This is a genomic window from Streptomyces sp. NPDC021115, from assembly GCF_044333065.1.
GTDB lineage: Bacteria > Actinomycetota > Actinomycetes > Streptomycetales > Streptomycetaceae > Streptomyces.
In genome coordinates, this window is the sequence record NZ_JBIRQF010000006.1 from 197,131 (window position 1) to 212,834 (window position 15,704).

Sequence of the window (15,704 nt, forward strand, 5' to 3'; positions counted from 1 at the left end):
GATCACACCCACGTCCTGGGGCGGTAGCGGTTGGCCCGCTCCACCAGTTCGATCCTTTCCTCGCCGCGCTGCGCGAGCCTGGCGAGTACCCGGTACGAGCGCTCCAGTCCGAACCGCAGCCCGCGCTCGTCCAGGCTGCTGCCGAGCAGCGGCGGCCGGGACTGGCCCGGCGGTGCGCCGCTGCTGCCGGACAGTACCCAATCCAGCGCACTGCCCAGGACTTCCGTGCACAGCCGCTCGCGCCGCACCGCGTCGAGGCCGAAGTCGTCCAGCCGCTCCACCTGGCGGGCGGCCGCCGCCAGATCGGCCAGCAGCCCCTCCCAAGCGGCGCGCTGGCGCAGCCGGGCCCGCACCGCGGCGACCCGGGCCGCCGTGTAGTGGATGGACGACTCCGGAATCGACTCCAGCACCCGCACCGCGTCCGCCCGGTCCCCGGAGCACAGCCGGACCCGGGCCAGCCCGAAGGCGGCGCTCACGAAGCTCGGATCGGTCGTCCAGACGAGCCGGTAGTACTCCGCGGCGTTGTCCAGCTGGCCCAGCACCTCGGCGCAGACGCCGAGCGCCAGCTTCGGCGCGGGCTCGCCGGGGAACGCGTCGTAGACGGCGTCGAACGACAGCGCGGCCGTCTCGTGGTCGCCGACCGCCAGCGCGTGCACTCCCCGGTACCAGACGATCCGCCAGTCGTCGCGGTACGCGGCCTCCAGACCGGTCAGCGCGACGCCCGCCTCATGTGCCTGGCCCAACTCGAGCAGGGCGCGCACCCGGCGCAGCCGCAGCTCGGGCGAGTCCACGGGCGCGGTGTGCAGTGCCGCGCCGACCTCGGCGGCCGGGGCGGCCAGCAGCCCGGCCAGGAAACCGGCGTTGGGATCGGAGGGATCCACCAGCGGCACCGGCAGGGCGAGGGCGGTGGCCCGGGTGTCCAGCGGAGCGATGGCGGGCAGCGGCAGGGCCGGTGGGCCCTGCGGTGGTGGCGGGCCCTGCGGCGGCACTGAGCCGCCCGGCGGCGCGCCACGGCCCGCCGCCCGCCCGCCCAGCAGGGACGGATCCTCGCCCTGCTCGGGGAACAGCGCCGTGTCCACCACCCGGGTCTCAGGACCGAAGAGCGTCGACAGCGCGGGCCGGGGCCGCCCGGTCTGGAGCGCCACGGCCTCCCGCAGCACACCGGTCAGCTGGTCGGCCATCTCCTGCGCGGAGGAGAACCGGCGCTCCGGATCGGGGTCGGTGGCCCGCACCAGCAGCCGGTAGAACGACTCGTACCGCCGGAAGACCTCGATGTGCTCGGGGTCCGGGAGGCTGTCCACGAAGACGTTCGTATAGCCCTGGAAGTCGAAGGTGAGCACCGCGAGCGTGCGCGCCACCGTGTAGAGGTCGGAGGCGACCGAGGGGCCCTGCTCCGCGACCTCCGGGGCCTGGTAGCCGACCGTGCCGTAGATGGCGCTGTCATGGTCGTCCAGCCGGCGGACCGCGCCCATGTCGATGAGCTTGAGCTGGTCCTGCTGCTGTATGGCGTTGTCGACCTTGAAGTCGCAGTAGAGCAGGTTGCGGCTGTGCAGATGGCCGAGGGCCTCCAGCGCCTCGATCCCGTACGCGCACGCCTGCTCGACCGGCAGCGGATCGCGCCTGCCGTCCGGGGTGCGCCGCCCGTTGGCGATGTCCTTGAGGGACCTGCCGCCGACGTACTCCATCACGATGTAGCCGTCGAGACTGCCCGTGTTCTGGTCGAGGTGCTCGACGAAGTTGTAGATCCGGACGATGTTGGAGTGCTCGATCTCGGCGAGGAAGCGGCGCTCGGAGACGGCGGCCGCCAGCGCCTCCTCGTCGCCGGTGTCCAGCAGGCCCTTGAGCACCACCCAGCGGTCCGACACCGCACGGTCGATGGCCAGATAGATCCAGCCGAGCCCGCCGTGCGCCAGACAGCCCGCCACCTCGTACTGGCCGTGCACGATGTCGCCGGGCCCGAGCTTCGGCACGAACGAGTAGGGGTGACCGCACTTGGTGCAGAAGCCCTCGGTGCGGCCCGGCCGGTCGCCGCGGGCGCGGCCCACCGGCGCCCCGCAGTCGCCCCGGCTGCAGAACCGCTTCCGCTCCGGCACCTCGGGGTCGGCCAGCACCGCGGTACGCGGATCGGGGCGCGGCACCTCCGGGACGCTGACCAGGCCCGCCCCCAGCGCGTTCCGCCCGGAGGCGGACGCGGAGGAGCCGGAGCCGCGCACCGAGACCGAACGCGAGGTACGCCCGGAGGCGGAGCGGGACAGCCGCCCGGACACCGAGCGCCGGGACGAGGACGACCGGGACGGCCGGGACGCACGCGAGGACTGCGAGGAGCGCGACGACGACGAGCCCTGGCCCGCCCCGCCCCCGCCGCCCCCGCCGCCTGCGACACCGGTGGGCGGCGAACTCACCATGCCCTGCGGGGAGACCACCGGGGCCATCCCGCAGGTGTCGCAGTACAGCTCGCCGCTGCCCACGTCCTCGTACGCACCGCCGCATTCGCGCCGCTGACAGGTGACGGTGTCACTCATGCCGCTCCCCCTCGCTGCCGTGATCGGCGGCACCCCGCCCCGCAGGGTCCTGCTGCCGGGGCACCAACGCCTCGGCGGCCGCCCGCTGATAGCGCAGGACCGCCTGTTCCGCGGCGCGCAGATCGCACGGGGCGCTCCACAGCATCCGGCGCGCCACGTCGTACCGCTCCGCCAGCAGCGGGTCCTCCGCCATGCCGTGCCGGGCGACCTTCGCCTTGTACGCGTCCAGGCGGCCGCGCAGCTCGGCGCGGACCGCGAGCGGCGCGGTCACCGCCGTCAACGACTCGCGGGCGCGCAGCAGTTCGTCGTCGGCGCGCTCCTCCAGGCTCTCCAGCAGCGGGGAGAGCCGGTGCCACTGGGAGCGCCGACGGTAGTCGGCGGCCGCGACCAGCTGCTCGTGCAGGGCGGTCGGCGGGCCGCTGACCGCGGGCACCTCGGACGCCGCGATCTTCGCCAGCACCTCACCGCGCGCCTGCCGGGCCTCGGCGAGGGTGCGATCGGCGCGGGACAGCACATCGCGCAGCCGCATCAGACGCCGCTCCGCGTCCTGCCGGACGTCCAGGACGGCCTCGATCTCGCGCCGCACATCGTCCAGGGCCCGGGCTGCGCGGTCGTAGCGGACGGTGTCGGGGCTGCCGCCGCCGGGCGCCGAACTGCCCGCCGTCGGTTTCCAGAAGGCGAGCGGATCGGAGACCACCTCGGCGCGCAGCGCGGTCAGCTCGGCGGTGATCTGCTCCAGATCGTCGCCCGAGGGGTGCTCACCGGGCCGCACCCCGACCGAGTGGGCGAGCGAACGGGTGCGGTGCAGCTCGGCGGAGAGCATGTCGATCCGGGCGGGCAGCGCGGACCACACGGCGTCGGCCGTGACGATGACGTCCAGCGCCTCGGCATACCAGCGGTTCATCCGGTCGACCAGCTGGTCCATGGTCAACTGCTCGCTGAGCAGCGGCGATCCGGTGAGGGTCGCGGTGCTGGGCAGGGTGATACCGGGGCCGCGCAGCAGCTCGGTCAGCTCGGTCAGCTCGCCCGGGGTGGACCAGCGGTGCCGGGAGCGCACCTCACGGGCGCGCTGGAGGGCGTCGGTGTACGCGTCGAAATAGCTCCACAGCAGGGAGATGGCCTGCTCGGTGGTAGCCCACCGCTCCTTGGTGACGCCTGTCAGCTCGGCGCCTTCGAGCAGCCTTCTGCCCGCGTGGTCCTGTAGGGCGAGCAGAGACGTCTCGATCGCCTCGTGCTCGGCGCCGAGCCTCACCAGCGCACGGTCCACCTCTTCGCGGCCCATGGCCGGCCCCTCGGGTGTCCCCGCGGAGCCGGGGAAGGGTCCCGGGACCCCCATCGATCACCTCTCCGAGTCCGTGTCCGTATCCGTCAGGCGTGATCCGTCTGCTGCGACATTCCTACGCGTATGAACCGGGCGCTAATCCTTGCCGGTCCCTCGGTCAACTCCTGGCCCCTCACTTGGCCCCTCAGTTCTGGTACACGGGATCCGGAGGTGCCGGGTTCCGCTGTGTCCTGCCGAAATCCGCCGCGAGCCAGGTGCGGTAGGCGCGCTGCCAGGGGCTGTCGGCGCCGCCGCTGCGGTACTCCTCCAGGACCTTGTTGACCCGGCGTACCAGGTCGGTGTCCTTCTTGTTCATCGCCACGCCGTACAGCTCATCGGTGAATCGGGGGCCGACCAGCTTGACGGAGGGGTCCTGGGCGGCCTGGCCCGCCGCCAGCGCGTTGTCGGTGATCACCGCGTCCACCTGGCCCATTTGCAGCCTGACCAGGCAGTCCAGCTGGTTGGGTACGGGCTTCACCTTGATCGCGCCCAGGGTCTTGGCGCCCTTTTCCGGATCGTCCAGCACGGCCTCGGCGGTCGAACCCTGTGCCGTGCAGACCCGCTTGCCGCGCAGGGTCCTGTTGTAGCCGGTGATGGCGGAGCCGTCGGGGACCAGCACCTGCTGTCCGGCCTGGAAGTAGGCGGTGGAGAAGGCCACGTCCTTGATCCGGTCGCAGTTGATGGTCATGGTGCGCACCACGATGTCCACCTTGTTCTGCTGGAGGGCCTTGATGCGCTGACTGGTCGGAATGGTGCGGTAGATGACCGCGTCCGGATCGCCGAAGATGTCCTTGGCGATCGCGCGCACCAGATCGATGTCGAACCCGGTCAGCTCGCCGGTAGCCGGGTCGCGATAGCCCCAGCGGTAGCTGTTCTGGTCGACGCCCGCGATCAGCTTGCCGACCTTGTGGCCGTGGATCTTCCGCTGCTTGATCCGGTCGATCGCCTTTCCGCTCGCGCTCGACGGCCTGAGGCTCGCCTCCGGCTTCTCGCAGTCCTCCGCCGCCGCCTCGGAACCGGTGCCCAGGGTGTGCGGGGCCAGGCGGGAGCGGTGAGACGGCTGGGACTGCCGGGCGCCGTCCGCGCCGTCCACCAGTGCGGGCCCCACGATGGCCGTGGTCACCGCGAGGGCACACACCCCCGCGGCAAGGCCCGACCGCAGCCGTGTGGATCGCGGCCGCGCCGACCGCAGCCGTGTGGAACCCGTCCGTACCGATCGCATGTCTCCGCCCCCCATCGCCGTCACCGGTACTCCGACAGCCTGCGGCCTATGCCCAGGACCGCGCCCGCCGCGCTCAGCACCGCCAGCACCCCGGCCCCGACCGCCAGCCCGGTGAACGCCCCGCGTCCGCTGTCGGCGGCCTGCTGGAACTGCCGCTGCTCATGGTCCAGCGCCTTCGCCAGCTTGCTGTCCACGCGGTCGAAGGAGTCGCCCGTGCTGTCCTTGGTGCCGATGACCTTCTCCAGCGCGTCCTTGTAGTCGCCCGCGTCGTCGGCGCCGCGGGCCGCCTGGTGGCGGGACTGCCAGGTGCGGACCGCCGCGGCGGCCGCCTCCACCGGCTCCCGGCCGCCGCCGTCGTCCGCGAGATCGTGCGCCCGGTCCAGCAGGCTGCCCTCGGCCGCCCGGTCGCCGGACCCGCGGCCGACGAGCCCGGCCATCCGGGAGGCGTAGCTGACCTCATAGGCGTCCTTGCCCTTGTTGGCGCCGTCCTTGTCGACGACGACCGCGCCGCGCGCGACCAGCGTCAGGTTCTCGTCGGCGCGGGCCCGCAGCGAGGCGATCCGCGCCTCGTTGAGCACCCGCAGGGACCTCGCCCCGTGGTCGTCGGACTCGCTCAAGTCGGCGCGGGCGATGGCATGGCCGACCACCAGCCACACCAGCACCACCCCGGCGGCGGCGGACGCGCCCAGCAGACCGTGGTTGAACACCCGGTTGGTCCGCTGATACGTGCGGCGCTGGGCCCAGCCCAGGGCGGCCAGCGCGACCACGCCCACCCCCGTCGCCACCCAGGGCCAGGACTTCGCGTCCCCGTAGTCCTCACCGAGCCGGGCGGTCTCCGCCTCGTACAGCCGGTCGGCGGCGGGCAGCAGCCGGGTGCGCATCGTGTCGTTCGCATACCGCAGATACGCGCCGCCCAGCGGCAGGCCCTGGCGGTTGTTGGCGCGCGCGGACTCGACCAGCCCCGTGTAGACCGGCAGCAGTTGGCTGATCTTCCGTATCTCGGCGCGTGCCGAGGCCGACCCCTCGGTGTTGGCCGCGGCCCGCACCAGCAGCTCGGACGCGGTGTCGATATCCCGCTCGTACCGCCCGCGCACCGCGGCGGGCTCCTGCCCGCCCGCCAGGAAGCCGCTCGCCGCCGTGGTGTCGGCGTCGGCCAGCGAGCGGTAGATCCGCGCGGCGTCCGCGCTCAGCGGCTGGCTCTGCTCGACCACCGCGTCGGCCGCGGTCTCCCGGTCGGCGATCTGCCAGGCCGTCACCGCCCCGAACGCCACCACCAGCGCGGCCAGCACGGCTCCGATGATCCGCAGCCGACCCGGCTCGGTCGTGGCCGCGGTCCGCAGCCGGTCCACGCCCTCCCGCCACGCGGTCCGCGGCGGGGCCGCGGGCGCGGGCGGCGGCGCGGGTCTGCCGGTGGTCGACAGATGTGACACAAGACCTCCCCCTTGGTCCCTTGAACCCCTTGATCCGGACCCCGCGGTCACTGTCCGCAGAAGTACCGCAGAAGTACCGCAGAAGTATGGACCGCGCCCCCCGGTCAGGTCACTGGTTGTGTCCGGATCTTGCTCGGACCGCGATCTTCTCTCCCCACTCTGATTACGCTCGGGACGGACTCCCGGTTCCCCTTTCGTCACTGTCAGTTTCCGTGACGCCCTGTCGCGCACGCTGCGTCCGCATCCGCGACGCCGGATCCTCGCCCCCGTCGTAATGCGCGCGCAGCCGGGCGTAGGCCGTGGGCGGCGCGCCGGTGCGATCCAGGCCGAGCAGCGCCGCGCCGAGCACCGGCGGGACCGTCACGACCCGCGGCGCGGCCTTCGGGGCGCGCTCCGCGAGGAGTTCGCGGACCCGGTCGTCCAGCTGCGGATGCCGGGCCGCGAGCACCCCGCCGCCCAGGATCACCGGCGTCTCCTCGGCCAGCAGGTCCAGCCGGGTCAGCGCGACCGTGGCCATCGTGACCACCTCCTCCGCCTGCCGGTCGACGATCGCGCGCGCCACCGTGTCGCCGCCCGCGGCTACCGCGAACAGCACCGGCGTCAGCGCATAGCGGTGGGACGGCTCCAGCCGCCCCAGGTGGACGGCCTCGATCAGCTCGTACATCGTGGTCAGGCCGAAGTGCGCGGGCAGCGCGCGGGCCAGCTCGGTCGGCTCGCCCCGGCCGTCCTCCGCGCGCGCCGCCCACCACAGCGCCTCCTCCGACAGGAAGCCCCCGCCGCCCCAGTCGCCGGAGAGCCGCCCGATGGCGGGGAAGCGGGCGGTGCGCCCGCCGTGGCCGAGACCGGCGCAGTTGATGCCCGCGCCGCAGACGACGGCCACGCCGGTCGGTTCGCCGTCGTCCGCGACCCCGGCCCGCAGCAGCGCGAAGATGTCGTTGGCGACCGTGACGGTGCCGCCCCAGCCGAGGCCGGTCAGCGCCTCCGTCAGCTCCTCCTCCTCGCTCGGCAGATCGGCGTTGGCCAGGCACGCGGAGACGTGCCCGACCCGCGGCGGACCGGAGCCCCCGGCCCGCCGCGCCGCCTCCTCCACCAGCCGCGCCAGCCCGCCGACGGCCCGCTCGGTGCCCACGGCGGGCGGCCGGAAGCCGCCGCCGCGGGCCGTGCCGAGCACGGTTCCGCACCCGTCGATCAGCGCGACGTCGGTCTTGCTGTTCCCCGCGTCGATCGCCAGCACGGAAGGACCCGGCGCGGCGGAGGAGGGGGAGGCCGGTGCGGAACCGGCCGGTTCGGACTGCGTCAGGCCCACGCCAGGTGCTCCCGGTTGTGCGCGATCAGGTCGTCGGTCAGCTTCTCGGCGCGGTCGATCTGGCCGATCAGGGGGTGGGAGAGCAGCGCCTGGAAGACGCGCTCCCGCCCGCCCTTCAACGCTGCCTCCAGCGCCAGGTGTTCGTATGCCGTGACATGGGAGACCAACCCGGCGTACAGCGGCTCCAGGGGGCGTACCGGGAGCGGCTTCGCGCCGCTGGCGTCCACGGCCGCCGGGACCTCGATCACCGCGTCGTCGGGCAGGAAGGGCAGGGTTCCGTCGTTGAACGCGTTGACGATGCGCACCTCCCCGCTGTCGCGCAGCAGCGACGAGGTCAGATCGACCGCCGCCTCCGAGTAGAACGCGCCGCCCCGGCGGCTCAGCAGCTCCGGCTTCTCCTCCAGCGCCGGGTCGCCGTACATCTCCAGCAGTTCGCGCTCGATCGCCGCGACCTCCGCCGCCCGCGACGGCTTGGTGCGCAGCTCCCGTACGACGGCGTCGTGCTGGTAGTAGTAGCGCAGGTAGTACGACGGGACGACGCCCAGCCGGTCCACCAGGTCGCGCGGCATCCGCAGGTCGTCGGCGATCGCGCCGCCGTGCTCGGCGAGCAGCTTGGGCAGCACGTCCTCGCCGTCCGGGCCGCCGACGCGCACCGCCCGCTCCCAGGTGAGGTGGTTGAGGCCGACGTGCTCCAGCGTCACGTCCCCCGGCGCCACGTTCAGCAGCTTCGCGAACTTGCGCTGGAAGCCGATGGCGACGTTGCACAGGCCGACGGCCCGGTGCCCGGCCGTCAGCAGCGCCCGGGTCACGATGCCGACCGGGTTGGTGAAGTCCACGATCCACGCGTCCGGGTTGCGGCGGCGCACCCGCTCCGCGATGTCCAGCACCACGGGCACGGTACGCAGCGCCTTGGCGAGCCCGCCGGCGCCGGTGGTCTCCTGGCCGACGCAGCCGCACTCCAGCGGCCAGGTCTCGTCCTGCTCGCGCGCGGCCTGACCGCCGACGCGCAGCTGGAGCAGCACCGCGTCGGCGCCGTCCACGCCCGCGTCCAGGTCGTCGGTCCAGGAGACCTTCCCGGGATGGCCCTGCTTGGCGAAGATCCGGCGGGCCAGCCCGCCGACCAGCTCCAGCCGGTCCGCGGCCGGGTCGACCAGGACCAGCTCCTCCATGGGGAGCACATTCCGCAACCGGGCGAACCCGTCGATGAGTTCGGGGGTGTAGGTGGACCCGCCCCCCACGACTGCGAGTTTCAACCCTTGACTCCTGTCAGTGTGACGCCTTCCACGAAGGCTTTCTGGGCGAAGAAGAAGACGATGATGACGGGGGCCATGACCAGCAGCGTCGCGGCCATCGTCAGGTTCCAGTTGACGCTGTGCGCGCTCTTGAAGCTCTCCAGCCCGTAACTGAGCGTCCAGGCGGCCGGATTCTGCGCCGCGTAGATCTGCGGGCCGAAGTAGTCGTTCCAGCAGTAGAAGAACTGGAAGAGCGCGACGGCCGCGATGCCCGGCTTGGCCATCGGAACGATGATGCGCAGCAGGGTGCGGAACTCCCCGCAGCCGTCGACCCGCGCCGACTCAAGGTATTCCTTCGGAATCGTCAGCAGGAACTGGCGCAGCAGGAAGATGGAGTACGCGTCACCGAACGCCATCGGGATGATCAGCGGCCACAGCGAGCCGGACAGATGGAACTGCTGGGCCCAGACCAGATACATGGGCACCACGATGACCTGCGGCGGCAGCATCATCGTCGAGATGACCAGGATCATGGCGGTACGGCGGCCACGGAAGCGGAACTTGGCGAGCGCGTACGCGACCGGAATCGACGAACAGAGCGTGAAGAGAGTGCCGAGCACCGCGTACATCAGCGAATTGCGCCACCAGTCGAGGAAACCGGGGGTCCGGAAGACCTCGGCGTAATTCGACCAGTGCCATTCGGTGGGCCACAGGGCGCCGCTCATCGCCTGGCTGTCGCTCATCACGGCGGTCAGGAAGACGAAGACGAACGGCAGCAGGAAGAAGAGCGCCGCGGCGATCGCGACGGTGTGCACGGCGATCCAGTGGAGCGCGGCGCGGCGGCGGGCGGCCGGGACGGGGGAGCGGCCGACGCGGGGACGGACGGGCGCGGGGGGCGCCGTGAGGGTGGTGGTTGCGGTCATGGCGGACGGTCCTCTCAGTCCTCGGCCGACAGCAGGCCGGCGCGCCGGCGCATCAGCAGCGTCGTCACCGCCATCGCGATCGCGAAGAGCACGAGCGAGAGCACGCAGGCGGCTCCGGTGTTGAAGTTCTGGAAGCCGAGCGAGTAGACGAGCTGCGGCACGGTGAGGGTGGAGTGGTCGGGATAGCCGGGCTGGATGACCGAACCGGGCCCGATGGAGACGCCGGAGGCGAGCTTTCCGGCCACCAGCGCCTGGGTGTAGTACTGCATGGTCTGGACGACGCCCGTCACCACCGCGAACATCACGATCGGCGTGATCGACGGCCAGGTCACATAGCGGAACTTGTGGAGCGCGTTGGCGCCGTCCAGGTCGGCCGCCTCGTACTGGTCCTTCGGCACGTCCAGCAGCGCCGCCATGAAGATGACCATGAGGTCGCCGATGCCCCACAGGGACAGCAGGACGAGCGAGGGCTTGGCCCAGGTGGGGTCGTTGAACCAGTTGGGGGCGGAGATCCCGATGCTCCCGAGAATGTCGTTGACCGGGCCGGTGCCGGGATTGAGCAGAAAGACGAAGGCGACGGTGGCCGCTACCGGGGGAGCCAGATACGGAAGGTAGAACGCGGTGCGGAAGAAACCGACCCCCGCCTTGACCTTGGTGACCAGAAGACCGATGCCGAGGCCGAAGACGACCCGCAGCGCCACCATCACCACGACCAGCCAGAGCGTGTTCCACAGCGCCGGGCCGAACAGCGGCATCTGCTCGAAGACATAACGCCAGTTCCGCAGCCCCACGAAGTCCGGGGCCTCGATCTGGTTGTAGTGCATGAACGAGAAGTAGATGGTGGCGACCAGCGGATAGCCGAAGAAGACGGTGAAACCGACCAGCCAGGGGGAGAGGAAACCGAGGGTGCGCAGCCGCTCGCGCGCGGCCTTGCGGCGCAGGGCGGGGGAGTTCGTCACTGTGGCCATGTCGCGCTCCGTCAGTTCTGGGCCTGGAGATTGTCGTCGTCGATTTCCTTGTCGAGTTCCCTCAGCCCCTTGCTCAGATCGGGCACCTTGCCCGCCTCGACGCCATAGGAGAAGTCCTGGAGGGAGACCACGTACTGGCCGCCGTTGATCGAGGCGGGCAGGGCGGTGCTGTATCGGTTCTGCGCGATGTCCAGGAAGGCGCGGAAGGTGGGATCGGGGTCGAGCTTCGGGGAGGTGAGCGCCGCCTTGGTGGACGGCACATTGTGGATGGCGTTGGCGAAGGAGACGACCTGGTTCGTGTCGGCGGTAAGGAACTTCACCAGCTCCCAGGCCGCGTTCTGGTGCTTGCTGCTGTGCCCGATGCCGATCACCGTGCCGGTGAGATAGCCCCGGCCGTAGGTCTCGGGCTGGTCGTCGGGGACCGGCAGGGGAGCGGTGCCCCACTTGAACTTCGCGCCCTTCATGAACAGGCCGCGCCATTCGCCGTCCATGTGCATGGCCAGCTTGCCGGTGAGAAAGGCGTTCTGTGAGGACATCTCGTCGCCGAAGGACGTACGGAACTTCTCCAGCGGACCGTAGCCGCCCTGGCTCTTTATCAGGTCCCGGGTGGTGGCGAAGAAGTCCTTGGCGGCGCTGCCCTCCGCCAGCCGCGCCTTTCCGTCCTTGCCGAAGTAGGTCGGGCCCCACTGGGCGAAGAGGCGGTCCGGGCTGTTCTGGTAGAGCCGGAAGTTCGGCATGAATCCGACCCGCTCATAGCCGCCGTTCTTGGTGCGCTCGGTCAGCTTGACGGCGTCCCGCTTCAGTTCCGACATGGTGCGCGGCGGCCGGGAGATCCCGGCCTCCCGGAACGCGTCCTTGTTGTAGTACATGCCGTACGCGTCGGCCAGCAGCGGCAGCGCGCACTGGTCGCCGTCATAGCTGGTGTAGTCGAGCAGCGTCTTGGGGAAGACCTTGTTCTTGTCCAGCCCGGTCTTCTTCATGAACGGGTCGAGGTCCGCCCACATTCCGGACGAGCAGTACTGTCCGACGTTGTTGGTGGTGAAGGAGGAGGCCACGTCCGGGGCGTCGTCCCCGCCGGCCCTCAGCGCCTGGTTCAAGGTGGCGTCGGTGACATTGCCGGTGGTCTTCACCTTGATGTTGGGGTGGAGTTTCTCGAACCGGGCGATGCTGGCGTCGATCGCCTTGACCTCGTTGGATTCCGACCAGCCGTGCCAGAACTTCAGCGTGACGGGTTTGGTCGGATCGTCGGTCGCGCTGCCGGTGCTGGGATTGGCGCATCCGGTGAGCAGCAGGGCACCGGCGCCGAGCACCGAGGCGAGAACAGCCATTCTTCGTGGCATGGCGGTACTTCCTTGCGGGGAATTCGGGCGATGTCGAAACTCAGGCGGTGTCGAAAACGGTGTTACGCGCATCGGCGACCGCCTGACGCAGCGCGCCGATGAGTATCGGATCCCCCTCGATGGCGCTGATCCGCAATTCTGGCCGGGGCAGGGCCAGCCCCGTCAGCTCGGACTCGACCAGCTCGCGCAGCCGCTCCCCACCGGCCTGCGCGACCTCCCCCGACAGCACCACCAGCTCCGGGTCGACCACGGCGACGACGGAGGCGAGCCCGCTGGCCAGCCGCCGGGCCAGCTCGGTCAGCACCGCGTCGCCTGCCCCCGGGGTGCGCAGCGCGGCGGTGAGCGCCTTGGCGGCCGTGGGCGCCTCGATGCCGTGCTCCCTGGCCAGTTCCACGACGGCCGGGCAGCCGACCAGTTTCTGGAAGCCGCCGCCTCCGTCCGGCGCCGCCGCGGCGTCCGGCCCGCCGCGGGCGAGCGGCGCCCCCGGGAGCGGCATGTAGCCGATCTCCCCGGCCCCGCCGGTGGCGCCGCGCAGCAGCGTGCCGCCGAGCACGATGGCCGCGCCGACGCCCTCGTCGGCCCAGACGAGGGCGAAGTCGTCGAAGTCCTGGGCGGTGCCCTGGTGCTGTTCGGCGACGGCCGCCAGATTGACGTCGTTCTCGATGACGATCGGGGTGTGCAGCACCTCGGCCAGCTCGTCCCGCAGCGCGCGGGACTGCCAGCCGGGCAGATGCGGCGCGTAGCGCAGGGTTCCGGTGCGCGGGTCGAGGGCGCCGGGGGTGCCGATGACGGTCCCGTGCAGATCGGCCCGCGCGAGTCCGGCCGCGGCCAGGGCGCCGTCGACGGCCTCGGCCACCAGCTCCGCGGTGCGGCCGGTCAGGGACTCGTCGGTGGTCGGGGCGGTCACCCGGTGCTCGCCGACGACCTGGCCGGTGATGTCGGCGACGGCGGCGGTGATGCCCTCTTGGTCGACGGCGAGCGCCGCGACATGGGCGGCGGCCGGGTTGATCTCGTACAGCTGGGCGTTGGGCCCGGGCCGCCCGGTCACATTGCCGGTGGGCCGGACCAGACCGGCGGTCTCCAGTCGGGTCAGCAGTTGTGAGGCGGTCGGCTTGGACAGCCCGGTCAGTTCCCCGAGCCGGGTCCGGGTGAGCGGGCCGTGCGCGGCCAGCAGGTCCAGCGCGGCCCGGTCGTTCATGGCGCGCAGGACCCGGGGGGTCCCGGGAGTGCCGTTGGGGGTGGTGTTGCCGGGGGGTGGTGCGGCCATCGTGGTGCCCCGCTTCACTCTGTTAAGAAACTTTCCTATTGATGAAGAGGAACGTAAGACGCTTCCGGGACGACGTCAATGGGTGTGAGCGTCCGGATTTGGCGTCTTCTTGGCGAAGCCATAGTCCTGGCATGGACAAGTCACCGCGAGAGTGGCCTGACGACTTCATGGATCACAGGGGGCTACGTGAGATTGTCTTCTTCCGGTATGCGTACGGCCTTGGTGATGGCGACGGCACTGCCGCTCACGATCGGCATATCCGCCGCCCGGGCCGACTCCGCACCGTCCGGCCGGGACACCCTGAGCGCGACCAAGCCCGGCTGGGCGACGGCGCGTTCGGACCGGGGTGCCGCCGCCGACAGCGGCAAGGTCACCGCGCGCGTCTACCTCGCCGGGCGCGACGCCAAGGGGCTCGCCGACTACGCGGCCGCCGTGTCCGACCCCTCTTCGCCCAGCTACGGCGCGTATCTGACGGCACAGCAGACCCGGGCGCGGTTCGGGCCGACCCGGCAGCAGACCGACGCCGTGACCAGCTGGCTGCGGGGCTCCGGGCTCACCGTCACCGGCCACAACCAGCACTACTTCTCGGTGACCGGCCAAGTGGCCGCAGCCGAGAAGGCGTTCGGCACCCAGCTGCACAACTACGCCAAGGGCAGCAAGGTCTACCGGGCCCCGTCCAAGGCCGCCACCGTGCCCGCCTCGCTGAACGGCGCCGTCCTCACCGTCGTCGGCCTCGACAACGCGCCCAAGCGCGCGAAGCACATGGCCACCCAGGGCGAGACGCTGCCGCCGCCCGGAGAGGTCTTCAAGAACGCCGGGCCGTTCTCCAGTTACTACGGCTCCCGCACCGACAAGAGCCTGCCGTCCGCGTACGGCGCCAAGCAGCCGTACGCCATCAAGGGGTACACCGGCAAGCAGCTGCGCGCCGCCTACGGTGCCAAGAGCCGCAACACCGGCAAGGGCGTGACGGTCGCCATCACCGACGCCTACGCCTCGCCGACCATCGCCGCCGACGCCGCCCAGTACGCGCGGCGCAACGGTGACCCGGCCTACCGCAAGGGCCAGCTGACGCAGGTGCTGCCCGCCGACTACCGGTACACCGAGGAGTGCGACGCGAGCGGCTGGTACGGCGAGGAGACCCTCGACGTCGAGGCCGTGCACGCCGTGGCCCCCGCGTCCGACCTGGTCTACGTCGGCGGCGCGTCCTGCACCGACGACGATCTGCTGGACTCGCTCGCCAAGGTCGTCGACAACCGGCTCGCCGACATCGTCTCCAACTCCTGGGGCGATGTGGAGGCCAACCAGACCCCGGACCTGGCGCTCGCCTACGACCAGATCTTCCAGCAGGGCGCCGTCGAGGGCATCGGGTTCTACTTCTCCTCCGGCGACAACGGCGACAACGTCGCCTCCACCGGCACCAAGCAGGTCGACACCCCCGCCAACTCGGCGTGGGTGACGGCGGTCGGCGGCACCTCACTGGCCGTCGGCAAGGGGAATTCGTACCAGTGGGAGACCGGCTGGGGCACCACCAAGTCCACCCTCACGGCTGACGGCGCCAACTGGGACTCGCTGCCCGGCGCGTTCACCTCGGGCGCCGGAGGCGGCACCAGCAAGACCGTGCCGCAGCCGTTCTACCAGCGTGGTGTGGTGCCCGACGCGCTCTCCCAGGCGAACGGCGGTACCGCCAAGCAGCGCGTCACCCCGGACGTCGCGGCCGTCGCCGACCCCAACACCGGCTTCCTGGTGGGGCAGACGCAGACCTTCCCCGACGGATCGCTCCAGTACGGCGAGTACCGCATCGGCGGCACCTCGCTGGCCGCCCCGGTGATCGCCGGAGTCCAGGCGCTCGCCCAGCAGGCGGGCGGCGGACGGCCGATCGGCTTCGCCAACCCGTCGCTGTACGGCCGGTACGGCACCGCCTCGTACCACGACGTCACCGACCATCCGCTGGGCGCCGGGGTTTCGCTCGGCGTGGTCCGGGTCGACTACGTCAACAGCCACGACGCCTCGGACGGCCTGGTCACCTCGCTGCGCAGCCTCGGCCGTGACAGCTCGCTGAGCGCGACCGTCGGCTACGACGACGTGACCGGGGTGGGCACCCCGGCCGCCGGATATCTGGCGTCGCTCGGCGCCCACCGGCGCTGAGCCGCCTGCCCCCGGCTACGAGCCGCCC

At 71.6% G+C, this 15,704-nt stretch carries 11 protein-coding genes; 1 reads left to right on the top strand and 10 read right to left on the bottom strand.

Annotated features, from left to right (window positions below; translation table 11 throughout):
* Window positions 1–2: 2 nt before the first annotated feature.
* The 10 genes from ACH4TL_RS20785 to ACH4TL_RS20830 form a co-directional block, all read right to left on the bottom strand.
* On the bottom strand, window positions 3–2,522 hold the full coding sequence (locus ACH4TL_RS20785) for a tetratricopeptide repeat protein (RefSeq protein WP_398316644.1): 2,520 nt from the start codon (window positions 2,520–2,522) through the stop codon (window positions 3–5).
* On the bottom strand, window positions 2,515–3,858 hold the full coding sequence (locus tag ACH4TL_RS20790; RefSeq protein ID WP_398316642.1) for a hypothetical protein: 1,344 nt from the start codon (window positions 3,856–3,858) through the stop codon (window positions 2,515–2,517). Before ACH4TL_RS20790 ends, ACH4TL_RS20785 begins: the two co-directional genes overlap by 8 nt.
* A gap of 130 nt (window positions 3,859–3,988) precedes the next feature.
* The gene (locus tag ACH4TL_RS20795; RefSeq protein ID WP_398316640.1) at window positions 3,989–5,065 is read right to left on the bottom strand and encodes a glutamate ABC transporter substrate-binding protein; all 1,077 of its coding nucleotides are present in this window, start codon (window positions 5,063–5,065) and stop codon (window positions 3,989–3,991) included.
* A 20-nt stretch (window positions 5,066–5,085) separates the two neighbouring features.
* Entirely contained in the window at window positions 5,086–6,495 is a 1,410-nt protein-coding gene (locus tag ACH4TL_RS20800; protein ID WP_398316638.1) for a hypothetical protein, read from the bottom strand.
* Between the two features lie 163 nt (window positions 6,496–6,658).
* Complete coding sequence (locus ACH4TL_RS20805) at window positions 6,659–7,729, bottom strand: N-acetylglucosamine kinase (RefSeq protein ID WP_398316780.1); 1,071 nt, start codon at window positions 7,727–7,729, stop codon at window positions 6,659–6,661.
* Window positions 7,730–7,791: 62 nt separating this feature from the next.
* Window positions 7,792–9,054: a 6-phospho-beta-glucosidase gene (locus ACH4TL_RS20810; RefSeq protein ID WP_398316636.1), complete on the bottom strand. Its 1,263-nt coding sequence runs from the start codon at window positions 9,052–9,054 to the stop codon at window positions 7,792–7,794.
* Complete coding sequence (locus ACH4TL_RS20815; RefSeq protein WP_398316634.1) at window positions 9,051–9,956, bottom strand: carbohydrate ABC transporter permease; 906 nt, start codon at window positions 9,954–9,956, stop codon at window positions 9,051–9,053. Before ACH4TL_RS20815 ends, ACH4TL_RS20810 begins: the two co-directional genes overlap by 4 nt.
* Window positions 9,957–9,970: 14 nt before the next feature.
* Complete coding sequence (locus ACH4TL_RS20820) at window positions 9,971–10,924, bottom strand: carbohydrate ABC transporter permease (RefSeq protein ID WP_398316632.1); 954 nt, start codon at window positions 10,922–10,924, stop codon at window positions 9,971–9,973.
* Window positions 10,925–10,935: 11 nt separating this feature from the next.
* Window positions 10,936–12,252 carry an ABC transporter substrate-binding protein gene (locus ACH4TL_RS20825; RefSeq protein WP_398316777.1) on the bottom strand — a complete coding sequence of 439 codons (1,317 nt, stop codon included), beginning with the start codon at window positions 12,250–12,252 and terminating at the stop codon, window positions 10,936–10,938.
* Window positions 12,253–12,304: 52 nt separating this feature from the next.
* Entirely contained in the window at window positions 12,305–13,531 is a 1,227-nt protein-coding gene (locus tag ACH4TL_RS20830) for an ROK family transcriptional regulator (protein WP_398316630.1), read from the bottom strand.
* A 207-nt stretch (window positions 13,532–13,738) separates the two neighbouring features.
* On the opposite strand from ACH4TL_RS20830, the gene ACH4TL_RS20835 reads away from it, so the two are divergent.
* Window positions 13,739–15,676 carry a protease pro-enzyme activation domain-containing protein gene (locus ACH4TL_RS20835; RefSeq protein WP_398316628.1) on the top strand — a complete coding sequence of 646 codons (1,938 nt, stop codon included), beginning with the start codon at window positions 13,739–13,741 and terminating at the stop codon, window positions 15,674–15,676.
* The last annotated feature ends 28 nt before the right edge of the window (window positions 15,677–15,704 follow it).